The organism is Natronomonas sp. EA1 (assembly GCF_051195035.1).
Taxonomy (GTDB): domain Archaea; phylum Halobacteriota; class Halobacteria; order Halobacteriales; family Haloarculaceae; genus JBNTJV01.
In genome coordinates this window covers 50,729-76,105 of record NZ_JBNTJV010000005.1, presented here as the reverse complement: position 1 = coordinate 76,105, position 25,377 = coordinate 50,729, and the positions used below count along the sequence as shown (strand labels likewise).

Here is a 25,377-nt window from a genome sequence, read left to right as displayed (position 1 = left end):
CGGGGCGATTATGCAGATTGTTAATGTTTATTGCCAAGGAGCAAATTTTGACAGCTATGCCAGAGAGTGACAGCGAAGTCGGACGGCGTCGGTTCCTGAAGACGGCAGGTGCAACCGTGACCGCGGCCACCGCGCTGGCGGGATGTTCCTCCAGCGACGACAGCGGTGGTGGTGGTGGTGGCGGTAACGGTGGGAGTGGCGGCGGGAGTGGCGGCGGTGGCGGTGACGACGGTGGCGACGACGGTGGGAGTGGCGGCTCGCTCATCTACGCCCGTGGTGACCACCCTCAGAACTACGACCCGCAGCAGACGACCAGTGGTGAGGTCGCGAAGGTCACGAACCAGATCTTCGACACGCTCATCCAGTTCGTCCCCGGGAGCGGTGGCCGGCTCACCGACGGCCTCGCGAAGAGCGACGGCTGGGAGCTCAGCGGCACGACGGCGACCCTCCAGCTCAAGGAGGGCGTCACGTTCCACAACGGCGAGGAGTTCACGGCCGCCGACGTGAAGGCGACCGTCGAGCGCTTCACCAACGAGGACTACGAGTACTACCTCGGCACCGAGAACGCCTCGGGGTACGCCGGGTTCACGTTCGGCAACTGGATCGAGTCGATCGACGCCTCCAGCAAGTACGAGGTGACGTTCACGCTGACCCAGCAGTACGCGCCGTTCCTGCGGAACCTGGCGATGTTCGCGGCGGCGATCCTCTCGAAGGCGCAGATCGAGAGCCTCGGCAGCAACGCCTCGGACCAGGTCGCGCTCGGTACCGAGCCCGTCGGCACGGGGCCGTTCCAGTGGGGCCAGCTCGACAACTCGAACCAGCGCGTCCTCCTGGAGGCGTACGGCGACTACTGGGGCGACGGCCCGAAGGTCGGCGAGGTCATCTTCCGGACGATCGGGCAGAACTCCTCGCGTGCACAGAGCGTCATCAACGGTGAATCGCACATCACCGACAACCTCGACGCCCAGTCCGTCGCGAGCATCGAGAGCGCGGGCTCGGCCCAGATGAAGTCCAAGTCCGGCATCAACACCGGCTACATGGCGTTCAACATGGAGCGGGTGACCGAGTTCCGCGACAAGACGGTCCGGCAGGCGATCAACTACGCGGTGAACACGAAGGCGATCGTCGAGGACATCTATCAGGGGTTCGCGAAGCAGGCGAGCCAGCCGCTCCCCGAGGGCGTCATGGGTCGCGCGAACGACCTCGACCCCTACCCGACGGACAAGGACAAGGCGCAGTCGATGCTCGACGAGGCCGGCATCTCTGAGTTCTCGTTCGAGCTGGCGACCTTCTCGAACCCGCGTGGGTACAACCCGAGCCCCATCCAGACGGCGAACCAGGTCAAATCCGACCTGGCCGACGTCGGCATCGAGGTCGAGATCAACCAGTTCTCGACGTTCTCCTCGTATCTGGAGTACACGTCCGCCGGCAAGCACGACGCGTGTTTCCTCGGCTGGTACACCGACAACGCCGACCCGGACAACTTCATGTACGTCCTGCTCGACCCGAAGGTCCCGCTGGACGCGGTCCCCGAGGGCCAGGACTGGGTCAGCTTCGATACCGAGGGCTACAGTACGCTGAACGTCTCGGCGTGGGCGAACTCGGAGTACATGCAGCTCGTCCGTGAGGCCCAGAAGACGTACGACGAGGCCACGCGGAAGAAGAAGTACCAGCAGGCGAGCATGCTCGCCCACGATGAGGCGCCGTGGGTCTTCGTGGACTACGCGAAGACCCTGCGGGCGATTAACACCAACGCTGTCGTCGCGGACTCCTACACCGTGAGCTCCGTCGGCGGTCCGTTCCTCGAGTCGGTCGAGCTCAAATAACGAGCCGACCGCTCGTCGTCCACTGCTCGACGGCCGGCCGACCCGCGGCCGATGCCAAGCATTTATCCACCCCTCAAAGAAGGTTACTACACATACGCATGGTTTCCAAACGGTTCATCGTAAAGCGATTACTGCTGCTGATTCCGGTGCTGTTCGGAGTGGCGACGTTCGTCTTTGCGATCCTCCACCTCTCTGGGGGTGACCCGGCACGGGTCATCGTCGGGCAGCGGGCCTCCGAGGAGACCGTCAGGGAGGTCCGTCGCCAGCTCGGGCTGAACGACCCGATACTCGTGCAGTACGGTCGCTTCCTGCTCGACGCAGCGCAGTTCGACTTCGGCCAGTCCTACCAGATCTCGAAGGGGACGCCGGTCCGGCAGGTCCTCGCGGACAAGCTCCCCGTCACCGTCGAGCTCGCACTCTACGGACAGGCGATCGGGCTCGCGCTGGGCCTGCCGCTCGGGATCCTCTCGGCCGTGAAACAGGACTCGCTCGTCGACCACTCCACCCGTATCGGTGCGCTCACCGGTATCTCGGTCCCGATCTACTGGTCCGGGCCGCTTCTCATCCTGTTCTTCTCGGGGTATCTCGGCCTGTTCCCGGCCGCGGGGCGCATCGACTCGACGATCTTCCTCGACGACCACTGGGTGCTGTTCGGCACACAGTTGCCGCTGACGGGGATGGTCACGCTCGACACGCTCATCCTCAACACCGGCGCGTACGTGGATACGATCCTCAGTTCGGGGCTGTCGGCGATCCCCTCGATCCTCGAGCACTACCGGCCGTTCTTCTCGGCCGTGCGCCACCTGTTCTTGCCGGCGGTCACCATCGGGGTGTACTCGATGGCGCTCATCTCCCGGATGATGCGCTCGTCGATGCTCGAGGTCATCCGGCAGGACTACATGCGGACTGCCCGCGCGAAGGGCCAGGGCGCGAAGATCACCGTGATGAAACACGGGTTCCGGAACGCGATGATCCCCGTCATCACCGTCGTCGGCATCCAGTTCGGGACGCTCCTCGGTGGGGCCGTCCTCACGGAGACCGTGTTCGGCATCGGTGGCATCGGGACGATGCTCGTCTCGGCGATCAACGCGACCGACTACCCGCTCGTGCAGGGGACGGTCCTCACGTTCGCGCTGCTGTTCACGCTCGTGAACCTCGGCGTCGACATCACCTACAGCTACCTCGACCCCAGAATCCAGCAATAACATGAGCACAGAAACCACCCAGGGAGCGACTGAGCCCACCGAACGCGGGCTGCTCGCCCGCCTGAAGAACTCGCCGTTCCTCTCGGAGCTGTTCTCGAACCGCCTCGCGCTCATCGGCATCGGCATCATCGTCGGGATGCTGCTGGTGGCGATCTACGCCCGGCTGTTCTACGATCTGAGCGCGCTCACCTCCTCGCGGCTCGGCGGCGCCATCCCGGACCGCGCGGCACCGGGCTGGGCGGGCGGTCCGGCGCCGGCCACCGAGATGCTGTTCGGGACGGACGCCTCCGCCCGGGATATCTTCCGGCGGACGCTCTACGGCGCGTGGATCGCGATGAAGTTCGGGACGATCACCGTCGGCGCGTCGACGATCCTCGGCGTCAGCCTCGGCATCATCGCCGCCTACTACGGCGACATCACGGACAACGTCATCATGCGGACGATGGACGTCCTGCTGGCGTTCCCGTCGCTCCTCTTGGCGCTCGCGCTCGTCGCCATCTTCGGCGCGGGGCTCTGGAAGGCGGTCATCGCGCTGACGCTCGTCTACACCCCCCGGTTCGCCCGTGTCGTCCGGGGTGCGGCGCTGAAAGTGCTCGAAGACGAGTACATCGACGCGACGCTGGCGCTCGGAGCGAAGGACCCACGTATCCTCTTCCGGCACATCATGCCGAACACGCTCGCGCCCATCACGGTCCAGTCGACGCTGAACTTCGGGCTGGCCATCATCGACATCGCGGCGCTGTCGTTCCTCGGGTTCGGCGCGCAGGCCGGGACGCCCTCGTGGGGGCTGATGCTCGCGAACGGCGTCGAGAACGGCCTCCAGACGGGGAAGTGGTGGATGTCCTTCTTCCCCGGGCTGTTCCTCGCGTTGACCGTCCTGGGGTTCAACCTCCTCGGTGACGGGATGCGCGACGCGCTCGACCCCCGGATGCAGGACGCGGTCGACTGATCGCGATGGACGCCGCCGCCGGGCCGCGCGAGCTCGCGGCCGCGTACCTCCGACCGCGGACCCGCATCGTCGCCGGTGGGTTCCTCGTGGGGGCGGTCGCCGGCGGTCTTCTCCCGCTCGTGTTCCTGCTCGCTGGCTGGACTCCCCTGCGAGCCGTGCGGTTCGCGTTCGTCCTCGGGACGCTCGCGTTCGGCGTCGGCCTGCTCGGCTGGGCGGGCTCCGCGATGGCCGGGCGCGGGTTCGAACAGATGCAGCGACACCTGGAGACGGAGACGGACTGGACGGAAGCCGACTCGCGGCGAGCGATGGCGCGCGTCGGGGCGTTCGGCGGCGGTGTGATGGCGACGACGGGGCTGCTCGATGTCGGGCTTCTCACGCTGCTGTAGCACGTTCCCGAATGACAGAGCCGGTCGTAATCGCGGTGGAGTATCGCCTACCACCGTGGACCTCGAAGGTCGTGACGAACGTGCTGCCGTGGCTTCATCTTCACCGGAAACGCGGTGTGCTCGTCCCCGCGTGAAACACAGTCTCTCCCGCGTCGCGACGCGGACTGTTCCGGACACGGCGAGCGGTATTTCACCGGAAACACGGTGTGTCCCCGCGGTGGCGACAGTAGGTTTCCGGTGGAGCCGGAGTCCGTCGGTGGTGAGCGGCGCGCTCGGTCCACGGACGTAACCAACAGCTGACGACACCCCCCGGATTTGTTGGTTAAAACGACCGCCCGGCTCCCCCGCGAAACCCCTGCCACGCGAAGGGTTATGCCACTGGGCCTGGGTAACACACCTGAATGTCGCTGCTGTTCGAACACGCCGTCGACGAGTTCTCGCTTCCGGACGCCTCGCTGGCGTCGGGCGATTCCGGCTCCGAACCGACCGACACGCCGGTCCCCGTGCGGCCGATCGCGGAATTCGTGAGCCACTACGACTCCCTACAGCACCCGACGGAAGGCTGGACGTGCATCCCGCTCCACGGGGTGGCCGACGCGGCGGTGACCGACGCCTACGTGGGCTACACCGAACACGCGGTCCGCGGCCCGGTGTTCATCGTCGCGGACGGGGACGACTACGAGGCCGTCCCCGCCGAGACGTTCGGCGAGACGGGGATCGCTCGAAGGATTCGCTTCTGGCACTCCGATTACTCGAACTCGTTTCAGGGCGGGGAGAAGACGGCCATCGTCCTCTCGCTCGTCCGGAGCAACCGCGAGGCCGCGTCGGCTTCCTCGGGCGCCCCGAAGACGGCCCGCGCCGGCTGAACGTCGCGCTCACCCGGGCCAAGCGCTACTGCGCGGTCGTCGGCGACTTCCACACCCTCCGGTACGAACAGGAGGGGAAGCCTATGGACCTCTATCTGGCGTTCTACGACTACTTCGACACCGTGCTGGGGCTCCAGCACGTCGACCCGGCGTTCATCCCGGTGTGAGTAGGGGTTCCCGGCTCGCTCCCGATCACCTGTCGTCCTCTGTGGTGTCGACGACCACGTAGCTGATGTTCCCCTCGCGGAGTGCGTCCGTGTGTGGTGCGAGTTCGTCGTCCGCGGCGACCAGCAACACGTCGAGTCCCTTCGTGGCCGCCTCCTTGACGGCGGTGGCACTCCCGAAGCGGATATCGGGGTCGAGCCCCGCTGCGGTCACGGCGGCGAGGGCTTCGTTTCCGGCGACGGCGGTCAGGTCGTTCGCCGCGGCTCTCTCGACGAGTGTGTCGGTCGTGACGGTGGCACTCCCGCCGTCCTGGACCCGTGGGAGCGAGAGGATCGTCACGGTCCCCAGCTCGTACTCGACGAGTCCGTCGAAGTTCGTGATGCCCACGTCCCGGCCGACCGACGCACTCGTGACTGCAACTGCGGTTGCACGGCCGGCCCCGCCGGCCATCGCGCGGAGCGCGCCGTCCTGCATCGACAGCGAGACGGTCTCCCCCTCGCTGATGTCCGTCGTCGCGATCGCCGTCTCGACGTCCACCTGTCCGATGACGTCCTCCGAGACGTGGCGGACGAACGTCCGGAGCTCGTCGGTCTGGGAGATCAGCCAGTCGATACCCGCTTTCGTGACCTCGTAGCGACCGCGGCCGTGTTTCGTGACGTACTCCTGGTCGGCCAGCTCCCGGAGATACTCGCTGACGGCCTGCGACGTGATTCCGATGGCGTCGGCGATCTCCTGCTGGTTGACTGCGGGCTGCCGCTCGGCGATCTGCACCAGGATCTGATAGCGGGTCGCGTTGCGCTTGCTCCGGAGCACGCCGAACTCGTCGGCCTCGTCCGCGGTCGGTGGCATTACTCAATGCTACCCGGCCGGGGGTCAAGTAAGTTTACACTAACTCGTTCCTACTTGGAGTGTACGAGGGAACACGGCCCTTTTGACAAAGCTGGCTTGGACTAATACAACCACAATTGTTTTGTGCCCCAGACGAGTTGTCTCCGTCGATGGCGAACGTATCGCTCCCCCACGACGCGAAGGCCGGCCCGACGAAGTCGGAGGTCCGGGCCGTACTGCTGAGTAAACTGGCTCTCGGACCGTCTGACCACTTCGTCGAGGTCGGCTCGTGTACCGGTGCCGTCACGATCGAGGCGGCGCAGGCCGCCGGCCGGGTGACGGCGCTCGAACGGAAGCCGGACCGGCTGGCGGTCACCGAGCGGAACCTCGCCGCGAACGAGACGACCGCGGCGGTGGACCTCCGCGAGGCGGAGGCGCCCGACGGACTGCCGGACGACATCGACGCACTGTTCCTCGGGGGGAGTCGCAACTACCCCGCGGTGCTGGACCACGCGGTCGACGCCGCGGTCGACCGTGTCGTGATGAACGTCTCCCGGCTCGAGGTCGCGGGCGCGGCGACGGAGGCCTTCCGCGATCGAGGGCTCCTCGACGAGGTCGTCCAGTTCCAGGTCAGCCACGGCTACGAGCTCGCGGGGGCGACGAGCTTCGATTCGGACAACCCCGTCTACATGCTCGTCGGCGGGGCCGGGTCGGGGACCACGGATGAGGAGGGGGCACGATGACCCTCTACGGCGTCGGGCTCGGCCCGGGTGACGCCGACCTCGTGACCGTCCGCGGTCGCGAGGTGCTCGAGGACGCGGACGTGGTGTACTCCCCCGGCCGGCTCTCACGCTCCGTCGCGACGGCGCACGTCCCCGAAGCGCGCATCGGCGACCTCGGCTTCCCGATGACGCGCGACGAGGAGGAACTCCGCCGTGCCTGGAAAGCCGCGGCCGAGGCGATCGCCCCGCGTGCCCGCGACGGCACCGTTGCCTTCGTCACGCTCGGTGACCCGAACGTCTACTCCACGTTCGGGCACCTCCGCCGGACGCTCGCCGCGTTCCACCCGGACGTCGAGGTGGCGGTGGTCCCGGGGGTGAGCGCGGTCACCGCGTTCACGACCGCCCTGGGCATCGAGATCGCTGCAGGCGCGAGCCTGACGCTCCACGAGGCAGCTCGTGGCGCCGCACCGACCGGCCCGGACCGCATGGTGCTGTTCAAGGTGACCGACGTGCCGGCGACCCACGAGCAGCTGGTCGAGGCCGGCTACGACGTGGTGTACGGCCGCCGGCTGTACATGGAGCAGGGCGAGACGGTCGTGACGGACGACCCCGAGGCGCTGGCCGACCGGGACTACTACACGCTGGCGTACGCGGAGAAGCGCGGGCTCGAGTCGGCGCCGGCGACAGCGAGCTTCCGAACCGCCGAGTCGGGGACGACCGCCGAGTCGACGGACGGGACCGTGAGCACCGACGGCGGGAGCGATATCGAACGGGCCGAACGGAGCGTCGGGGAAGCAGGTGGCGACGAGCCGCCACGGAGGGTGCGCCGATGACCGACCCACAGGCGGCTATCGACGCGGAGACGGCGATACCCGCAGCGGAACGCGACGAGCGGATCAGGAGCCGAACCGCGGGTGAAATCCAGGAGGGGATCCCGTTCATCGGCGCCGGCCCCGGCGATCCGGGCCTGCTCACGGTCACCGGCCGAGAGCTGGTCGAGGCCGCGGACCTCGTCGTCCACGCCGGGTCGCTCGTCAACAGCGACCTCCTCGACGAGTACTGTGCCGACGCCGGACAGGTGTCGAGCATCGGGAAGGACCTCGAGGAGCTGGTGCCGTTGATGCGGGACGCCTACGAGGCCGGGCGGACGGTCGTCCGACTCCACAGTGGTGACCCGGCGATCTACGGCGCCGCCGTCGAGCAGATGGACGCGCTGGAACACGAGGGCGTTCCGACCTACATCGTGCCGGGGGTGACTTCGGCGTTCGCCGCCAGTGCCACGCTCCGAACCCAGCTCACGCTGAACGGCGTGGCCAACCACGTCGCGTTCACCCGGCCGCAGGGGAAGACGCTCGACCCCGAGGAGGACCACATCGGCGAGTTCGTCGGGATGGGCGACGTGACGACCTGCATCTATCTGGGTACTCACGCGGTCGGCGAGACGATGGACCGGCTCATCGCGGACGGCCACGACCCGGAGACCCCGGTCGCCGTCGTCTACCACGCCTCGTGGCCGGACGAGGAGATTATCGAGGGGACCATCGCCACCATCGGCGACCGCCTCGAGGAGGCGGGCTACCGTGCCTCCGCGATGGTCGTCATCGGCGACGCCGCGCGGAAGGCCGGCTACGAGCGCTCGTACCTGTACGACGGCTGGGCGAACCGTGGCGCGAGCGAGAACGAGGCTGACGACTGACCCATGAGCACTGACGCAAACGACACGACCGACACGGACGCTGCGGAATCGAGCGGCCACTGTTCGACCCCCGACTCGGACGGGGAGGTGGCCGAGGAGATCGCGATCATCAGCTTCGAGCGGAAGCTCGACACCGCACGCGAGATCAAAGCCGGCATCGGCGACGGCTACGACCGCGTGGACATCATCGAGTACCATGGCGACGTGTTCGCCGAACACTGGGGCGACTACGACTGCTTCGTCGGCCTGATGGCCTCCGGCATCGCGATGCGGAAGACCGCACCGCTGCTCGACGACAAGTGGGACGACCCCGCCATCGTCGTCGTCGACGAGGAGCTCACGTGGGCCATCCCCATCACGGGCGGCCACCACGGCGCGAACCAGGTCGCTCACGACCTCTCGCAGCTGGGTGCGGTGCCCGCGATGACGACCGCGAGCGAGGCGGCGGGGAAACAGGGCGTCGAGAGCAAGGCGAAGGCGCTGGACGCGCACGTCGTCAACGGCGACTCCACGGTCGCGACGAACCTCGCCGTCCTGAACGACGAGCTCGGTCCCGTGGCCCGCCTCGACGGCCCCAGTGCCGTGCTCGTCGACGACGACGTGACCGTCCTCAAACGCAACACCTCGGACGGGGTCGTCCTCGGAACCGGCACCGTCTCGGGCGTCAAGAAAGCCCAGGTCATCGAGGCCTGGTCGACCGCCCTCGACGACCTCGGGCTCGACTTCGCTGACGTGGAGTTCGTCGCCACCGGTACCAGAAAGGAGGGCGAAGAGGGGCTCTACGAGGCCGCCCAGGAGATCGGTGCGGGCGTCGTACTCTTCGAGAAGGAGACGCTGGAGGGGTTCGAGGGGCCGTCCCCCTCGCGGTCGAAGGAACTCATCGGCTGGCCGGGCATCGCCGAGGCGTCGGCGATCGCCGGCGGCCGCGAGCACGAACTCGCCCGGAAGAAGGAACGGTTCGACGACGCCGTCACCGTCGCGGTGGGGCGATAACATGGCCGACTCGGATACCACCAGCGCCGACGGCTCGATGGGAACGCTCTACGTCGTCGGTATCGGCCCCGGCCTCCCCCACGCGATGACCCAGCGGGCGAAGGACGTCATCGCCACCGCCGACTGCGTCATCGCGTCGAACCTCTATCAGGAGTTCCTCCGGCGGGACGGCACCCTGCCACCCGAGAGCGCCGCGGTGGAGGCCGCCACGGACGGCGGGGCGACACCGGGCTCCCAGACCGGCACCGTCCTCGAACGCCCCGGCGGCACCCGCCAGACGCTCATCCGGTCGTCGATGGGACAGCAGGTCGAACTGGCCCGGGAAGCGTTCGAGCGGGTTCGAGCCGGGCAGGACATCGCCCACGTCTCGGGCGGCGACCCGAACGTCTACGGCAAGAGCGACCTCCTGTTCACGATGGCCGAGGCCGAGGCTGCGTACGATATCCCCATCGAGGTCGTCCCCGGCGTGACGGCGGCGCTCGGCGGGGCAGCGAACCTCGGCGCACCGCTGTCGAACGACTTCTGTACCGTCTCGCTGTCCGACAAGTGGCGTGGCTGGGACGAAATCGAGGAGAAACTGCGCGCCGCGGCCATCAGCGGGTTCGTCATCGTCCTCTACAACTGCTGGCGCGACTACCAGCGCGCCATCGACGTGGTTCGCGAGGAACGCGCCGACGACGTGCCGGTCGGCATCTTCAACGACGCCGGCCGCGGCGATGCCGGTCGAAATCTGGAGGACGAGACACACACCATCACGACCCTCGGCGAGGCGAACGACCACGAGGAGAAGGTGGGGAGGATGGGGACGTCCATCCTGATCGGCAACCACGAGACGACGGTCTGGGAGAACGACTACGGCAACCACCTCGTCACCCCCCGCGGGGGGCGTGACGTCGACGACTTCTGACAATGAGCACTGAAGACACTACCGAGACGAGTACCGACACCGAAACCAGCTGCGGCGCGACCACCACCGACACCACGAGTGAGGGCGGTTCGACGTCGAACTGTGGCGCATCCTCGTCGTCCAGTTCCGGGTGCGGCAGTTCGAAGAAGGCCGCGACCGACGAGAAGGTCGGGTCGACCGTCGACGACTTCGAGGCCGACCCCGGGCGCCTGGTCGCAGTGGGGCTTGGCCCCGGACAGCCCGACGGGATGACGAAACGCGCGCGCGAAAGATTGCTCCAGGCCGAGCATATCGTCGGGTACACCACGTACGTCGACCTCCTGCCGGAGGAGATCACGGAGTCGGCAGCTGAGCTGTACGACACGCCGATGTGCGGCGAGGTCTCCCGCACGGAGGAAGCGATCGATCGCGCGCTCGCCGGCCACGACGTGGCCATCATCGGGAGCGGTGATCCGAACGTCTACGCGCTGGCCGGGCTGGCGCTGGAGATCCTCGAATCGAAGGGGGCGACCGCCAGCATGGTCGACTTCGAGGTCGTCCCGGGCGTCCCCGCGGCACAGTCCTGCGGTGCGCGGTTGGGGGCCCCGCTCGTGAACGACAGCGTCAGCATCTCGCTGTCCGACCATCTCACGCCGATGCCGACCATCGAGTCACGGCTACACGCGGCCGCGAAGGAGGGGTTCACCATCTCCATCTACAACCCGTGGAGCCGCAAGCGCCGGGAGAACTTCCAGAAGTGCTGTGAGATCCTCTCAGAGCACCGCGACCCGGAGACGCCGGTCGGCATCGTCCACGGCGCCGGTCGCGACGACGAGCAGGTCGAGATCGTCGAACTCCAGGAGCTGGAGGCGCTCGGCGAGACGGAGCTCGTCGACATGACGACGACCATCATCGTCGGGAACGAGGAGACGTACGTCTGGGACGGCCGGATGGTGACGCCGCGGGGGTACGAGTCCAAGTATGACTACTGAGTACCGGGTGCGGCTCGACCGCGAGGCCTGCGACGGTATCTTCGCCTGCCTCGTCCGCGACGACCGCTTCCTGGAGGCCTCGGACGGCCTGGCGACCGTCGACGGCGGGCACGTCGAAGCTGCGGAGGACGGGACCCAGCTCGTCCGCTTCGACGACGACCAGCTCGCGGCCGCACGGCAGGCCGCCCGTGCCTGTCCGGTGGGCGCCATCGACGTGCTGCCGGAGGTGGCCGATGAGTGACGCGAGCGGCCGGCCCGAGCCCGTCGAGGACCTGCTCACCGCGACGCCAGCCACGGCCTACTTCTGGGGGCGCGTCGCCGGTGACGGCGAGCTGTCGAGCGAGAGTGTGACGGTTCGCACGACGGACGAGACGGCCGCCGACGCGCTGGCGGCGACCGCCGGCACCGACCGGACGGACGGTGAACACCGCGTCGCCGCCAGGGAGTCGGCACACGATGCCGCTATCGTCCGGTACGAAGACGAGTTCGAGCTTCGCGTGTTCGGCACCCCCGCCGAGCGCGCGAGCGCCGCCTTCGGACTCCCCATCGAGGGGGAGCCCGGCGGGTATCGGTTCGGGGCGTTCGACGCGTATCTGCCCCAGCTACTCCGCGGCGTGCTCGAAGCCTGCGGCACCGTCTGCTTCCGGGAGTCGTCCGGCGCCGTCGGGATCTCGTTCGTCCACGACGACGCGGGCCTGCTTCGGACGGTTCGGTCACTCCTCGACGCGGTCGAGCCCTCGGTGCCGACGGACGACCTCTCGGAGACCTCTTCGGGTGGCTACTGGTTCGGCCTGGCCGACGGCGCGGACACCGCCGCGTTCGCGCGGTGGCTCTACGCCGGCAGTGACGAGTCGGGGCTCTACTCGGCCGCTCGTCGGCAGAAGCTCCGCCGGAGCGTCGAACGCGCGACCGACCGCGAGGTGGGTGACCTCTCGTCATGAGCACCGACGTGCCGACGACGCAGTCCGGGCTGTCCGACGAGGCGGTGCTCCTCGTCGGCCACGGCTCGCGACGCGAGCAGTCGAACGAGCAGGTTCGGACCCTCGCCGCCGAGTTGGAGGGACGACTGGGCGTTCCGGTCGACGCCGGGTTCCTCGAACTCGCGGAGCCGGCGATCCCCGACGCGATCGCGGGACTCGCGTCCGCAGTATCCCGCCTCACCGTCGTCCAGCTCTCGCTGTTCGCGGCGAGCCACGTGAAGAACGACGTGCCACTGGCCGTGCAGCAGGCCCGGAGCGAGCACGCCGACCTCACCATCCACAACGGCGCCCATCTCGGCGTCCATCCGGCGATCGTCGACCTGCTTGACGACCGCGCGGCGGCGGTCGAGGCCGAACTCGGCGTCGACCGAGCGCGCGACGACGTCGCCGTCGTGCTCTGTGCCCGTGGCTCCAGCGACCCGGACGCCAACGGCGACGCGCACAAACTCGCCCGGCTCCTGTACGAGGGGCGCGCTTTCGACCGGGTCGAACCCTCCTTCATCGGGGTGACGGAACCACAGCTCGAAGAGACGCTTCACGCGGTGGCGAAACACCGTCCCGACGCGGTCGTCGTCCTCCCGTACATGCTCGGCGATGGCGTGCTCACCGGCCGCATCCGTGACGGTGCCGACGCGTTCGACGAGTCGTACCCGTACGTGGCTGCAGCGGCTGGCGACCCACTCGGGACCGACACCCGACTGCTGGACGTGCTCGGCGACCGCTGGCAGGAGGCCCGGACGGACAGCGTGGATATGTCCTGTGACACCTGCAAGTACAAGGTCGAACTCGACGGCTACGAGGCGGACGTGGGTGGGGCGCGAGCGATGCTGCGGGCGCTGACCCACCAGGAGTCACACGCCGACCGTGAGGACGTGGACGCGGAGCCACACACCCACGACGCCCCGGAGAAACACGTCGCCGTCTGTACGAACCAGACCTGTGCTGCCGGGGGCTCGCCGGCCGTGCTCGAGCGCCTGCGGCAGGCCGCTCGCGACTCCGACGCCTGTGACGTGCGTATCACGCGCACCTCGTGTCTCGACCGCTGCGGCGAGGGGCCGATGGTCGCCGTCTACCCCGACGGCGTCTGGTACGGTGACGTGGACCAGCCCGACGCCGAACGCATCGTCTCGTACCACCTCGACAGGGACCGCATCGTCTCGGATCTCGTCGACCAAACACTGTAACCACACCCATGAGCTGCTATGAAATCGAAGCCCTACGACTCGGACTGATGAACGTGCTCGGCACCGAAGACCGGAGCGCACGCGAACACGCGGAGACGGAACTCGAGGGCCATCTCGACGGCCCCATCGAGGCCCTGGCGGACGCGGAGACGCTCTCGGAGGTGCAACGCCACCTCGATAGCGCGCTCGTCGATCTCGAAGCCGAGATCGCCGCCGCCGACCCGGACGACCCGGCGTACGACTACAAGCGGGGGCGGCTGGTGGCCGTCCGGGATGCCGAACGCGCCGTCCATCGTCTCACCGACCAGGGTGAGAGCCTCCTCGACGGCCTCGGGGAGGCCCACCACGTCCTCCACGAGGCGTTCCCGGTCGATGAGTGACCTGACGGGACGAACCGTCGACCTCGGCGCGGTCTCCCCGGCCCGGTCCCGCCATGCGGGCCGCCGGTCGGCCGTCGCGTTCACCGACGAGCTGGTCGTGGTCGGCACGGCCACGGGCGAGCTCCGGGCGTACGACCGGGCGACCCTCGACGAACGCTGGACGGGGGGGACTGACACCGAGTCGACGTCGGTCGTCTCGCTCACGCCGTTCGGCGATGCCGTCGTCGCCGGCGAGCGCGGCCCCGAGGGGGCTGTCAGATGCTACGACGCGGCCACCGGCACGCTCCGCTGGCGGTACGCGACGGCGGCGGACGTCGGCCCACCCCAGCAGCCGACCCGGTTTTTCCGGCCGTTCGTCGTCGACACCGTGAGCGACGGCGAGCGACTCTACGTCGCGGCCCGCCGGTACGAACGTGACGGCGAGCGACGCTCGTTCACCAGCGCCATCTACGCGTTCGATGCGGGCGGCGGGGTCGTCTGGACCCAGCGGGCGGATGCCTCCCCGATCAGTCTCGACTCCGACGGCGACCGTCTCGGTGTCGCGTACAACCGCTGTCCCGGCACCCACCAGCACGGGCTCCTCGTCCTCGACGCCGAGACGGGAACCGAACGGTACGCGTGGGACCCCGGGACCGACGGGCAGCGTCGCGTCGGCGACCTCTCGGTCGTCGACGACGGGGTGGTCGTCGCCAGCCACGGTGACTACTGCGGCTACCGGCTCGGCGACGGCGGTGCCGAACGGTGGCGCGTCGACCTCGCCACTCCCGCCGAGGTCGAGGGGGAGACGCTGTACGCCTATCCGAACCACGTCCACGCGACCGACGACGGCGTGGTGTTCGTCACGGGGAACACCTACGCGACCGAGGGCCGCGAGACGGCGTCGCTGCATCCGCGCGAGCACACCGCCTTCGGCTACACCCCCGACGGTGAGCGTGCCTGGACGACCTCGGTCGGCGGCTTCGCGGGGGAGCTCGGCGCCGACGGTGGGCGCGTGGCCGTGCCCGGCGCCCAGCATTTCCGGACGCGCGAGGCGGCCGTCCACGGGCTCCGCGTGTTCGACGCGCCGACCGGCCCCGAGACGAGCCGCGAAACCGACGGGATCGTCACGGCGGTCGCGCTCGACGGTGACGCGGTCGCCGCCGTGGAGGAGCCCGTCGTCTATCACGACGAGGGGACGGAGCGGGGACGCTACCGCCTTTTTTTCGGGACGGCCTGACCGTTAGCTATCGGTCTCGCGCTCCGACCGTGTGTCGCCGTCGGGGGTCTTGGCGGGCTCCCAGCGACCGTCGTGGACCAGTTCGTCTCGGTCGAGACGGTCGCGCCAGCCCTCCTGCTGGAGCACCGGCTCGTCGGGGAAGCCGTCCTCGGGGTAGCCGACACAGAGATAGGCGACGGGGCGGATGTGATGGGGAATCTCCAGTACGTTCCGGAGTTCGTGGGGGTAGAGAAAGGAGACCCACCCCACGCCGACCCCCTCCGCGCGCGCGGCCAGCCAGAGGTTCTGGACCGCGAGACACGTGGAGTAGACGTCCATCTCCTGCATCGTGTTCCGCCCGAGGACGTGCGGAGCGTCACGCGTCGGGTCGCAGGTGACACAGATGTTCACCGGGGCGTCGGTGATCCCCTCCAGTTTCAACGCACCGAACGCCGCCTTCCGGGGTTCCCGATACCCCTCGTGGGCGGCGGCGATCGCCCGTTCGGCGATCCCCGCTACCGCCGCCTTCGTTCCGTCGTCCTCGATGACGACGAAGTCCCACGGCTGGGAGAACCCGACGCTCGGTGCGTGGTGTGCGGCGTCCAGCACGCGCTCCAGTACCGCCTCGGGGACGGGCTCGTCGCGGAACCGCCTGATATCCCGCCGTGCGTAGATGGCGCTGTAGACGGCTTTCCGTTCACCCGATCCGAATGCAACCATACTTGAGATACTGAATGGGTGGTTGTATATCGGTTGTGGGTCCGGCCCCCTCGACATCTCCCCCGGGGAGTCCCCGAGTATCTGTGAGCGACCGAACCTTTTTGGGCTCGTCAACCGACGACAAATTTGTGGTTTACGAGATCGACAACACGACGATCGCCGACGCCGTCGAGCGGGTGTTGGCGGGCGAACGATTGGACCGCCGTGACGGGCTGGCGCTCATCGCCCAGCCGGTCGGGGAGCTCGCGGCCGCCGCCGACTACGTGCGCGCTCAGTTCGGCGACGATACGGTCGACGCCTGCTCCATCGTGAACGCGAAAGCGGGCAACTGTGCCGAGGACTGTGGCTTCTGTGCCCAGTCCGTCCACTTCGACGCCGGCATCGAGACGTACGGGTTTCTCGATCCCGAGGAGATACTCGAAGCGGCGAAACGGGCCGAGCGCGACGGGGCCCAGCGGTTCGGCATCGTCGTCGCCGAGAAGGGCGTCTCCAGGGAACGACGACCAGACGAGTGGCAGGAGGTGCTCCGGGCCATCCGCCTCGTCCGCGACGAGACCGACGTCGAAGTGGACGCCTCGCTCGGCATCCTCACGGAGACGGAAGCCCGCATCCTCGCCGACGAGGGGATCAACCACTACAATCACAACATCGAGACCTCCCCCCGGTTCTTCCCGGAGATCGTCGGCACCCACTCCTTCGAGGACCGCGTGGAGACCCTTGAGATCGCCAAAGCGGCCGGGATGGACCTCTGTGCTGGCGTCATCCTCGGCATGGGTGAGACGCCGACTGACCGCGTGGACGCCGCCATCGCGCTGCAGGAGATCGGCGTCTCCTCGCTGCCGGTGAACGTCCTCAATCCGATCGAGGGGACGCCGCTTGGCGACCGGCTCGGTGAGAGCGCGGCAATCTCCACCGACGACCTCATCAGAACCATCGCGGTCTACCGGCTGCTCCACCCCCACGCACGGGTGCGGCTCACGGGCGGCCGTGAGGTCAACCTCGGAACGGACGAACAGCACCTGCCGTTCGAGGCGGGAGCCGACGGCATCCTGACCGGCGACTATCTCACCACGTCGGGGCAGTCACCCGGTGACGACATCGAGGTGATAGAGCGCGCCGGGTTGGAGCCGAACATGGCGGTACACGAGTTCGATACGGAGGCAGTCAAGGCCGGGAGGACACGGGACCGCGGGACGGTAGACACGGCGGCAGGATCGGCGATCAGCAACGCGGAACTGGAGGAGTAAGATGCACGAGATCAACTTCGCAGTGCTTGGTACCGGTGGTATCGGCCGACGAATGCTCGACGTCTCGACGCACAAGGCGGGGCTGACGCCCGTCGCGGCGTGTGACCGCCACGGGGTCGCCATCGACCACGACGGCCTCGACGTAGAGGAGCTGCTCGCGGCGACGGAGGGGAACATCGCGAGCGACCCCGAGGGGCGCGACGCGAGTACGGACGGTGGGACGGCCACCGTGGGTGGCGTCAAGCAGACCGGCGAGGACGCCGGCGTCGTCGCGTCGGCACAGGCGACCGCCACGGAGACGCCCATCGACGCCGTCATCGCGGAGAGCGACCGCATCGACGCGGTGCTCATCGCGCTCCCGAACTTCGAGCACGACTTCATCCCGCGGGTCGCCGACCGCTTCGCGGCGGCTGACTACTCCGGCGTCCTCGTCGACGTGCTCAAACGCTCGCGGGTCATCGGAATGCTCGACGAGCGCGCGGAGACCTTCCGAGAGCAAGGCATCACGTTCGTCTGCGGTGCGGGGGCCACGCCCGGCTTTCTCACCGGCGCGGCGGCCATCGCGGCCCAGTCGTTCGTCGAGGTCGAATCGGTCGATATCTGGTGGGGTGTCGGGCTCAGATCCGGCTACGAGGACAACCGCGGCACCGTCCGCGAGGACATCGCTCACCTGCCGGGATACGACATCGACGATGCCCGCGAGATGAGCGACGCGGAGATCGCGGCGGTCATCGACGAGCACGACGGCGTCATCGAGTTCCGGGACATGGAGCACGCCGACGACGTGCTCTTAGAGCGGGCTGGAATCTGCGACGCCGCGGACGTGACGGTCGGTGGAATCCTCGACGTCACATCCGACGAGAAGCCCACGACGACGACCGTGCGCGTCACGGGTCGGACGTTCGACGGGGAGACGGGGACGAACACCTTCCAGCTCGACGACGCCACGAGCATGGCGGCCAACGTCAACGGCCCGGCGCTGGGCTACGTGAAAGCGGCCGTCCGCCGTAACCGCGCCGGCGAGTACGGGGTCTTCGGCCCCGCCGAGCTGATGCCGGGGTTCTAGATGCGCGGCGAACCGGACCTGGGTGGGACCGAGGCGGCCCGGAGTAAGGGACACGGCTTCAACCTCGCGGCCCGGCTCGCCGCGCGGGAACGACGGGGGCTCAGACGGGACCTCACTCCGGCCGAACGGGTCGCCGCGCGCAGCCGCGTGGCCCCCGACCCGAAGGGGGGAGTCCCCGAGTTCACCGACGAAACGCGACTGGTGTTCGCGGCGAACGACTACCTCGGGCTCGCGGCCGACGAGCGCGTCCAGTCCGCGGCGGCCGAGGCCTCCCGTGAGATCGGCACCGGTGCCGGCGCGAGCCGGCTCGTGACCGGTGACACGCGGGTCCATCGCGCCCTCGAACGCGATATCGCCGAGACGAAGGACACGGCGCGTGCGCTCGTGTTCTCGTCGGGCTACGCGACGAACCTCGGGGTGCTCTCGGCGCTGGCTCCGGACGTCGTCTTCTCCGACGAGCTGAACCACGCGAGCATCATCGACGGCTGTCGGCTCGCCGACGCGGAGACGCGGGTGTACGACCACTGCGACCCCGACGACCTCCGGGCGAAGTTCGACCGGCGCGCCCACGAGGCGACCGGGGACGAGTCGTGGCTGGTCGTCACCGACTCCGTGTTCAGCATGGACGGCGACGTGGCTCCCCTCGAGGAGCTCTGTGATCTCGCCGAGGAGTACGGCGCGTGGGTGATGGTCGACGAGGCGCACGCGACCGGCCTGTACGAGGCGGGCGGCGGTCTCGTCCAGCGCGAGGGGCTCGCCGACCGGGTCCACGTGCAGATGGGGACGCTCTCGAAGGCGCTCGCGAGCCAGGGCGGGTACGTCGCCGGGAGCGACGTGTTGATCGAGCACCTGCTCAACGCCGCCCGCTCGTTCGTCTTCTCGACGGGGCTCACGCCGCCGGCCGCGGCGGCTGCCCGCGAGGCGCTCCGGATCGCCCGGGACGGCGACCGGCCGGCACGGCTCTGGGCGAACGTCGAGCGGCTGCGCGATGGGCTCGAGGAACTGGGGTACGAGGTGTGGGGGGAGAGCCAAATCCTGCCCGTCGTCGTCGGCGACCGGGACACCGCGATGGCGCTCGCCGAGCGGCTCCGCGAGCGGAACGTCGTCGCGCCGGGGATCCGACCGCCCACGGTCCCCGAGGGGACCAGCCGGGTTCGGGTGGCACCGATGGCGAGCCACACGGCCGAGGAGATCGACCGCTGTCTGGCGGCCTTCCGCGAGGCGGGCCGTGCGCTGGAGCTGCTGTGACCGAGGACTTCGCGGTCGTCGGGACGGGCACGGGCGTCGGCAAGACCGTCGTCACCGCGGGGTTGGTCGGGACCCTCAGGGACGCCGGCGTCGACGCCCGGGCCGTCAAACCCTGTCAGACGGGCTACCCGCCGGACGACGACGCGGGGTTCGTCGCCGAGGTCTGCGGGACGGCCGCCGCCGCGACCTGTCTCCGCCGGCTGGAGCCGCCGCTGGCTCCCGAGGTGGCGGCCGACGAGGCGGGTCGCGCCCTCTCCTATGAGGCGATCCTGACGGACTGTGAACGGGCGCTGGCCGACGCGGCGTGTGGCGTCCTCGAGGGCGTCGGCGGGCTCCGTGTGCCACTGGCCGAGGGCCGGGACGTGATCGACCTCGTGGCCGACCTCGGGCTCCCCGCCGTGGTCGTCGCCCGGTCGGGGCTGGGGACGTTGAACCACTCGGCGCTGACCGTCGAGGCGCTCCGTCGGCGCGATATCCCCGTCCGCGGTGTCGTTCTCAACGAGTACGAGGCGGCGACCGTCGCCGAACGGACGAACCCGGCCGTGCTCGCGCGGATGGTCGACCTGCCGGTCGAGACGCTCCCACCGCTGGACCTGACGGACCCGACGGCCGTCGTCACCGAGACGGCGGACAACCTCTCGCGGTCGCTGCTCGATACCGTCGGCTAGCGTGGTGTCCGGGGCCGTCGAACCGGTTGCTCGACGGTCCGACGACCGAACTCAGTCGTCCGCGCGCGACTCGGGCGTGAAGGTGACGCCGTCGATCTCGATCTCCTCGGGGACGCGGCTGGTGTCGTGTGTCCCCACCGGAGGGAGGTTCACCTCCGCGGCGGGCGAGCTGGTCAGGTCCGTCTCGTCGTCGAGCGCGGTCATCTCGCCATCGGCGTCGCGGGCGTCCTGGTCGATCCGCATCGAGCAGAACTCGACGCCGCACATCGAGCAGAACCGGGCCTCCTTGTAGTTGTCGCCGGGGAGCGTCTGGTCGTGGTAGGTTCGGGCGCGGTCGCCGTCGAGCGCGAGCTCGAACTGCCGCCGCCAGTCGAACTGGTACCGCGCCTCGGAGAGCGCGTCGTCCCAGTCGCGTGCGCCGGGGAGCCCGGTGGCGACGTCCGCCGCGTGGGCCGCGATCCGATACGCGGCGAGACCGTCACGCACGTCTGCCTCCTCGGGGAGGCCGAGGTGTTCCTTGGGGGTGACGTAACAGAGCATCGCGGCTCCCGCACGGCCGGCTTCCGTCGCGCCGATCGCGCTGGTGATGTGGTCGTACCCCGGCGCGATGTCCGTCACGAGGGGGCCGAGCACGTAGAACGGCGCGCCGTCACAGACCTCCTGTTGTCGCTCGACGTTCGCCTCGATCTCGTCCATCGGGACGTGTCCCGGCCCTTCGACCATCACCTGGACGCCGTGGTCCCACGCGGTCCGCGTGAGTTCCCCGAGCGTCTCGAGTTCGGCGAACTGCGCCTCGTCGCTGGCGTCGGCGAGACAGCCGGGGCGGAGGCCGTCGCCGAGCGAGAACGTCACGTCGTGCTCGGCGAAGATCTCACAGAGCTCCTCGAACGTCGCGTACAGCGGGTTCTGCATCCCGTTCTCCTCGATCCACTGCGCCAGGATGGACCCGCCCCGCGAGACGATACCGGTCTTGCGACCGTCCGTCACCGGGAGATGTTCCATGAGCACGCCCGCGTGGATGGTCATGTAATCGACTCCCTGTCGGGCCTGTTTTTCGATCACCTCCACCAGCAGCTCGTGGGTGATCTCCGCGGGGCTCTCCGCTCGCTTGACGGCCTCGTAGATGGGGACGGTGCCGACCGGAACGGGGGAGTGTTCGACGTTGGCGACGCGGATCTCGTCGAGGTCCGCTCCAGTCGAGAGGTCCATCACCGTGTCCGCGCCGTAGTGGACCGCGGTGTGGAGCTTCCGGAGTTCGCCCCGGATGTCGCTCGTCGTGTCGCTGTTCCCGATGTTCGCGTTGACCTTCGTCGAGAACTCCCGCCCGATGATCATCGGGTCGAGCGACTCGTGGGCGTGGTTCGTCGGGATCACTGCCTGTCCCTCCGCGACCTGCTGCCGGATGAACTCCGGGTCACGGTTCTCCCGGTCCGCGACGCGTCGCATGGCGGGGGTGATCTCCCCGTCGACGGCCCGCTGCAACTGCGTTCGTACCATGAACCACCTAGTGATACTACCGAGTAATAAGTGGTCCGGTAGTCCGCAGTGGTGGTCGCGTGCGCGGGTCGGCAGCCGGGCAGGACGAGTCAGGGAGGCGACGGCTCGACACCCAGCTTCGACGCCTCCGGCCCGAACTCGCGTTCGAGCAGCTCCGGCACGTCGTCGGGGGTAACGTCCGAATACCACCGACCGCGTGGGTGGATGGCGATGGCCGTCCCGTCGGCGCTACACAGGCCGAGACAGCTCGTCTCGGCGACGTGGACCTGCGACCAGAAGACGCCCCGGTCGCGCAGCCACGCTTTCACCGCCTCGTACACGTCCTCGCCGTGTGCGTCGGCACAGCAGGCGTACTCGGTGTCCCGGGCGTTCGTACAGACCAGCACGTGGTCGGCAAACCCGTTCGCGAGGACGGCCTCGGTTCGCTCCTGCATCAGTCGGCGAGCGAGGAGCCGTGCGCGTCGGCCGCCATCAGGTCAGGGGCCGCCGCACGGTCCCGGTCGTGGAGCCAGGCGTGTGCGCTGGCGAGCACGAACCACAGTCCGAGCTGGCCGACGGCGGTGACCGTCCGAAAGACGGCGGCGAGGTCGGTGGGGATGGGCCCCGAGGCCGCGTTCGCCGGTGCGAACACGGCGACGACGGGAAGGAGCCCCAGGACGGCGACGGCCCCGATGGCGGCCACCTCCCGGCCGTACCGCGTCCGAATCCGGGTGTACGTGTACCCGGAGAGCCCACAGGTGACCGCGCCGGCGACCATCATGAGTAGATACCAGAGGAGCCGCACGTCGGTCGGGAGCGTCTGTTCGACGCCGGGGGGTTGCGGTGGGACCACCAACCACGGGGCGCCGGAGACGGTGAGGAACCCGGCAGCCGCGAGCAGGTAGCTCTTCGTCTCACCCACGCCGGGGATCGCCGGTTCGAGGACGTAGAACGCGACCCCGAACACGACGACGCCGACCAGCACTCCCAGCAGGATTCCGCCGAGGATGCTCACGACCGTGGTGACGACCCCGGGAACGACGGGACCGCTACCGTGGCCGTGTTCGAACGTCTCGGCGTACCCGATGAGTGGGTTGCCGACGAGCGCGACGAACAGGCCGAAGACGATGCCACCGATGGTTCCGGCTTTCAGGCCGCGCACGAGATAGCGTGTCAACATCGGTCTCAGTGGCAGGTGATCCCCGCGGCGTGCCGGAAGTTGTGGAGCGAATCGTGCGCGGCCGGCTCCTGGAGGAACAGCAGCGTGAAGCCGAGTGCGGCCACGAGCGCGACCCCGACGGCGACCTGCGTCGCCGAGAGTTCGAATCGAGCCTGTTCGATACGTCCGGTAACGGTGTTGTTGGCTGTTGCCATTCTAAACCACATTTGGATAAATACAAGTGGAGTTGTAAAACTTCCGGATGGCTCACCCCTGGTTCTCGTGTGCCACTCCGACGGCTGACTCGACGCGTTCGGCCGAGAGCGCGCCGATCGGCACGCGTTCGCCTCCCGTCTCCTCGGCGATCAGCTCGGTCATCGCGGCTCGGTCCCCCTCGCCGGCATCGACGACGACCACGTGCGTCCCGAGTTCACGGAGCCGTCTCGCGGCGTCGCGGGTCTCACGGACGGGGCTCTCCGCCGCGACGTTCGCCCGCCCGTCGGTGACGAGGACGACGACGCTGGCGGCCGGGTCGGCCCGGTCGAGCACCTCGCAGGCGGTCCGGAGCCCGGCGGGCAACGGCGTCCGGTCCCCGGTCGGAAGCTGTTTGAGGTGCCGGGCGGCGAGCGTGACGCTCTTCGTCGGGGGGAGTACCACCTCCGCCGTCTCCCCCGCGAAGGTGACGAACGCGACCTCGTCACGCTGCTGGTACGCGTCCTTCAGGAGTTCGAGGACCGTCCCTTTCGCCGTCCGCATCGCGGGCAGCATCGACGCGCTGGCGTCCACGACGAACAGGACCAGCGAGGAGGCGTCCCCCTGCCGAACCGACTCCCGCAGGTCGCGCGACTCGACGGCGGCGGACCCACGGGCGGCGGCGGCCCGTACTGACGCGGCGGCGTCGACGCGCGTGGCCGTCGTCGCTCGCCGACTGCGAACACGGGCGCCGTCGTTGTCCACGTGCGGCCGGCTTCGCGCGCGGGAGCCACCGCCAGCGCGCCCGTCGTCCACGGCGTCCGGGACCGACAGCTCCGGTGATGCCCCCGGCCCGACGCCAGCGCGGGACTGCCCCGGGACCACCGGCGCCCGCTCCGCCCCGTCCTCTGTCTCGTCCGGCGGCTCCCCCTGTGCGTCGGCGTCCCCGCCGCCCCCGTGGCCCCCATCGGCCGACGGTGCCGGCTCGCTCTCGGCCGGCTCCGTCTCGGGGTCGCCGTCCGCCTCGGCGGACCGCGGGGCGGAGCCGCGCTCGCCGTCGGTCCCCCCGGTGTCCGTCGAGTCCTCGTGGGATTCGCCGTCCCGTTCGTCCGTCCTACCACCTGGTTCCCCCCCGTTCTCCCCGTGGCCGTCGTCCGCCGTGTCTCCGTGGCTTCCGCTCGCGTCTTCATCCGCTCCTGCTCCGTCCGCTCCTGCTCCATCCGCTTCTGCCCCATCCGCTCCTTCCCCGCCGTCGCCCCGGTCACCGGCCTCGTCCCCGTCGTCTCGACGCTCCTCGTCAGTGCCGTCCTCGAAGTGGTCGTCGATGAGCTCGTCGGCGTCGGGTGCGTCCTCGAAGGGGCGGGAACGGAGTCGGTGGGGGAGCGCGAGCGTCGCCGCCTCCCGCACGTCGGCCTCGGTGACGCTCGCCCGCCCATCGAGCGCTGCGAACGTCATCGCGGCGCGGGCGGTCGCGATGTCGCCCCGGTGGCCGTCGACGCCGGCATCGCGACACAGCTCCGCGATCTCGCGGGCCAGCGCCGTCGGTAGTTCGACGTCGCCGACGCTGCCGTGGGCCGCTCGGAGCTGGTCACGGTACGCGTCCGTCTCCGGGCGGGTCGTGTCACTGGCCCCGACACGGTCCGCTTCCCGGCCGATGGCCTGGTCGATGATACGTACCCGCTCGTCGATGTCGGCACAGCCGGTGACCGTCGCCTGGAGCGCGAACCGGTCGCGGAGCTGGGGACGGAGGTCGCCCTCCTCGGGGTTCATCGTTCCGATGAGCGTGAAGTCCGCGGGGTGCGAGACGCTCACGCCGTCGCGCTCGACGGTGTTGACGCCGCTCGCCGCTGCATCGAGCAGCACGTCCACGAGATGGTCGTCGAGGAGGTTCACCTCGTCCACGTAGAGGACCCCGCGGTTCGCCCGGGCGAGCAGTCCGGGGTCGAACTCGTACTCGCCGGCCAGCGCGTCCGCCACGGAGAGCGTCCCGGCGAGCCGTTCGCGCGTCGCCCCCAGCGGGAGTGTCACCAGCGGAACCGCTCGCGTCGTCGTCGGTGGCGCCGTCCGGGCGCGGCACTCGTCGCACTGGCGGCTCGGCTCGTCCGGCGGACACCCGTACGGACAGCCCTCGACGACGGTTTGTCGCGGGAGCAGGTCGGTGAGCGCCCGCACCGCCGTCGACTTCGCGGTGCCCTTCTCCCCCTGAATCAACAGCCCGTTCAGGTCGGTGTTCGCCCCAACGGTGAGCAGCGCCCGCTTGAGCTCGGCCTGCCCGACGATATCTACGAACTCGCACGGTGTGGCTCGGCCGTGCGAAGCTTTTTTGCCTCCGCCTAAATCAACCATAC

Annotated in this window: 26 protein-coding genes and 1 pseudogene; 20 read left to right on the top strand and 7 right to left on the bottom strand. The window is 69.1% G+C overall.

Features of this window, described 5'->3' with window-relative positions:
* The first annotated feature begins 56 nt into the window (after nt 1-56).
* From ACQUQR_RS15180 to ACQUQR_RS15160, 5 genes and pseudogenes are all read left to right on the top strand, one after another.
* Nucleotides 57-1,826 (top strand): ABC transporter substrate-binding protein, encoded by a 1,770-nt coding sequence (locus tag ACQUQR_RS15180; RefSeq protein ID WP_435197363.1) that lies wholly within the window; start codon nt 57-59, stop codon nt 1,824-1,826.
* A gap of 98 nt (nt 1,827-1,924) precedes the next feature.
* Entirely contained in the window at nt 1,925-3,031 is a 1,107-nt protein-coding gene (locus ACQUQR_RS15175) for an ABC transporter permease (RefSeq protein WP_435197362.1), read from the top strand.
* A gap of 1 nt (nt 3,032) precedes the next feature.
* A complete protein-coding gene (locus tag ACQUQR_RS15170) occupies nt 3,033-3,980 on the top strand; it encodes an ABC transporter permease (RefSeq protein WP_435197361.1) in 948 nt (315 codons plus the stop codon).
* Nucleotides 3,981-3,985: 5 nt separating this feature from the next.
* Nucleotides 3,986-4,366 (top strand): DUF7268 family protein, encoded by a 381-nt coding sequence (locus ACQUQR_RS15165; RefSeq protein ID WP_435197360.1) that lies wholly within the window; start codon nt 3,986-3,988, stop codon nt 4,364-4,366.
* 746 nt (nt 4,367-5,112) lie between these two features.
* Nucleotides 5,113-5,399 (top strand): annotated as a pseudogene (locus tag ACQUQR_RS15160) (AAA domain-containing protein); the annotation flags it as partial.
* Nucleotides 5,400-5,424: 25 nt separating this feature from the next.
* Here the strand turns inward: ACQUQR_RS15160 and ACQUQR_RS15155 are convergent.
* Nucleotides 5,425-6,246 (bottom strand): MarR family transcriptional regulator, encoded by an 822-nt coding sequence (locus ACQUQR_RS15155; RefSeq protein WP_435197359.1) that lies wholly within the window; start codon nt 6,244-6,246, stop codon nt 5,425-5,427.
* A gap of 149 nt (nt 6,247-6,395) precedes the next feature.
* On the opposite strand from ACQUQR_RS15155, the gene cbiT reads away from it, so the two are divergent.
* From cbiT to ACQUQR_RS15100, 11 genes are read left to right on the top strand one after another with little or no spacing between them, the layout of a single operon-like run.
* Entirely contained in the window at nt 6,396-6,968 is a 573-nt protein-coding gene (cbiT, locus tag ACQUQR_RS15150) for a precorrin-6Y C5,15-methyltransferase (decarboxylating) subunit CbiT (RefSeq protein WP_435197358.1), read from the top strand.
* Entirely contained in the window at nt 6,965-7,780 is an 816-nt protein-coding gene (locus tag ACQUQR_RS15145) for a cobalt-factor II C(20)-methyltransferase (RefSeq protein ID WP_435197357.1), read from the top strand. Before cbiT ends, ACQUQR_RS15145 begins: the two co-directional genes overlap by 4 nt.
* The gene (locus ACQUQR_RS15140; RefSeq protein ID WP_435197356.1) at nt 7,777-8,643 is read left to right on the top strand and encodes a cobalt-precorrin-4/precorrin-4 C(11)-methyltransferase; all 867 of its coding nucleotides are present in this window, start codon (nt 7,777-7,779) and stop codon (nt 8,641-8,643) included. The genes ACQUQR_RS15145 and ACQUQR_RS15140 overlap by 4 nt, the downstream gene beginning before the upstream one ends.
* Nucleotides 8,644-8,646: 3 nt before the next feature.
* A complete protein-coding gene (gene cbiG, locus ACQUQR_RS15135; RefSeq protein ID WP_435197355.1) occupies nt 8,647-9,636 on the top strand; it encodes a cobalt-precorrin 5A hydrolase in 990 nt (329 codons plus the stop codon).
* 1 nt (nt 9,637) lies between these two features.
* Nucleotides 9,638-10,543: a precorrin-3B C(17)-methyltransferase gene (locus ACQUQR_RS15130; protein ID WP_435197354.1), complete on the top strand. Its 906-nt coding sequence runs from the start codon at nt 9,638-9,640 to the stop codon at nt 10,541-10,543.
* 2 nt (nt 10,544-10,545) lie between these two features.
* On the top strand, nt 10,546-11,514 hold the full coding sequence (gene cobJ / locus ACQUQR_RS15125; RefSeq protein WP_435197353.1) for a precorrin-3B C(17)-methyltransferase: 969 nt from the start codon (nt 10,546-10,548) through the stop codon (nt 11,512-11,514).
* Nucleotides 11,504-11,755: a ferredoxin gene (locus ACQUQR_RS15120; RefSeq protein ID WP_435197352.1), complete on the top strand. Its 252-nt coding sequence runs from the start codon at nt 11,504-11,506 to the stop codon at nt 11,753-11,755. The genes cobJ and ACQUQR_RS15120 overlap by 11 nt, the downstream gene beginning before the upstream one ends.
* A complete protein-coding gene (locus ACQUQR_RS15115; RefSeq protein ID WP_435197351.1) occupies nt 11,748-12,455 on the top strand; it encodes a cobalamin biosynthesis protein in 708 nt (235 codons plus the stop codon). The genes ACQUQR_RS15120 and ACQUQR_RS15115 overlap by 8 nt, the downstream gene beginning before the upstream one ends.
* A complete protein-coding gene (locus ACQUQR_RS15110; RefSeq protein ID WP_435197350.1) occupies nt 12,452-13,678 on the top strand; it encodes a CbiX/SirB N-terminal domain-containing protein in 1,227 nt (408 codons plus the stop codon). The genes ACQUQR_RS15115 and ACQUQR_RS15110 overlap by 4 nt, the downstream gene beginning before the upstream one ends.
* Before the next feature lie 8 nt (nt 13,679-13,686).
* Nucleotides 13,687-14,058, top strand: coding sequence for a DUF3209 family protein (locus ACQUQR_RS15105; RefSeq protein ID WP_435197349.1), 372 nt, complete (start codon nt 13,687-13,689; stop codon nt 14,056-14,058).
* The gene (locus ACQUQR_RS15100) at nt 14,051-15,274 is read left to right on the top strand and encodes a PQQ-binding-like beta-propeller repeat protein (protein ID WP_435197348.1); all 1,224 of its coding nucleotides are present in this window, start codon (nt 14,051-14,053) and stop codon (nt 15,272-15,274) included. Before ACQUQR_RS15105 ends, ACQUQR_RS15100 begins: the two co-directional genes overlap by 8 nt.
* A gap of 3 nt (nt 15,275-15,277) precedes the next feature.
* On the opposite strand, the gene bluB is transcribed toward ACQUQR_RS15100, so the two are convergent.
* Nucleotides 15,278-15,973, bottom strand: coding sequence for a 5,6-dimethylbenzimidazole synthase (bluB, locus tag ACQUQR_RS15095; protein ID WP_435197347.1), 696 nt, complete (start codon nt 15,971-15,973; stop codon nt 15,278-15,280).
* 128 nt (nt 15,974-16,101) lie between these two features.
* Here bluB and bioB point away from each other — a divergent pair, with 128 nt between their 5' ends.
* The 4 genes from bioB to bioD are packed head-to-tail and all read left to right on the top strand — an operon-like array spanning nt 16,102 to nt 20,202.
* Nucleotides 16,102-17,220: a biotin synthase BioB gene (gene bioB, locus ACQUQR_RS15090; protein ID WP_435197346.1), complete on the top strand. Its 1,119-nt coding sequence runs from the start codon at nt 16,102-16,104 to the stop codon at nt 17,218-17,220.
* 1 nt (nt 17,221) lies between these two features.
* The gene (locus tag ACQUQR_RS15085) at nt 17,222-18,286 is read left to right on the top strand and encodes a transcriptional regulator (protein ID WP_435197345.1); all 1,065 of its coding nucleotides are present in this window, start codon (nt 17,222-17,224) and stop codon (nt 18,284-18,286) included.
* Nucleotides 18,287-19,534, top strand: coding sequence for an aminotransferase class I/II-fold pyridoxal phosphate-dependent enzyme (locus ACQUQR_RS15080; RefSeq protein WP_435197344.1), 1,248 nt, complete (start codon nt 18,287-18,289; stop codon nt 19,532-19,534).
* Nucleotides 19,531-20,202 (top strand): dethiobiotin synthase, encoded by a 672-nt coding sequence (gene bioD / locus ACQUQR_RS15075; RefSeq protein WP_435197343.1) that lies wholly within the window; start codon nt 19,531-19,533, stop codon nt 20,200-20,202. The genes ACQUQR_RS15080 and bioD overlap by 4 nt, the downstream gene beginning before the upstream one ends.
* Before the next feature lie 51 nt (nt 20,203-20,253).
* On the opposite strand, the gene thiC is transcribed toward bioD, so the two are convergent.
* The 5 genes from thiC to ACQUQR_RS15050 form a co-directional block, all read right to left on the bottom strand.
* Nucleotides 20,254-21,699: a phosphomethylpyrimidine synthase ThiC gene (thiC, locus tag ACQUQR_RS15070; RefSeq protein ID WP_435197342.1), complete on the bottom strand. Its 1,446-nt coding sequence runs from the start codon at nt 21,697-21,699 to the stop codon at nt 20,254-20,256.
* Nucleotides 21,700-21,788: 89 nt separating this feature from the next.
* Nucleotides 21,789-22,133 carry a (2Fe-2S) ferredoxin domain-containing protein gene (locus ACQUQR_RS15065; RefSeq protein ID WP_435197341.1) on the bottom strand — a complete coding sequence of 115 codons (345 nt, stop codon included), beginning with the start codon at nt 22,131-22,133 and terminating at the stop codon, nt 21,789-21,791.
* Entirely contained in the window at nt 22,133-22,858 is a 726-nt protein-coding gene (locus ACQUQR_RS15060) for a CbtA family protein (RefSeq protein WP_435197340.1), read from the bottom strand. Before ACQUQR_RS15060 ends, ACQUQR_RS15065 begins: the two co-directional genes overlap by 1 nt.
* A gap of 5 nt (nt 22,859-22,863) precedes the next feature.
* Entirely contained in the window at nt 22,864-23,052 is a 189-nt protein-coding gene (locus ACQUQR_RS15055) for a CbtB domain-containing protein (RefSeq protein WP_435197339.1), read from the bottom strand.
* A 52-nt stretch (nt 23,053-23,104) separates the two neighbouring features.
* Nucleotides 23,105-25,375 (bottom strand): VWA domain-containing protein, encoded by a 2,271-nt coding sequence (locus ACQUQR_RS15050; protein ID WP_435197338.1) that lies wholly within the window; start codon nt 25,373-25,375, stop codon nt 23,105-23,107.
* Nucleotides 25,376-25,377 lie beyond the last annotated feature (2 nt).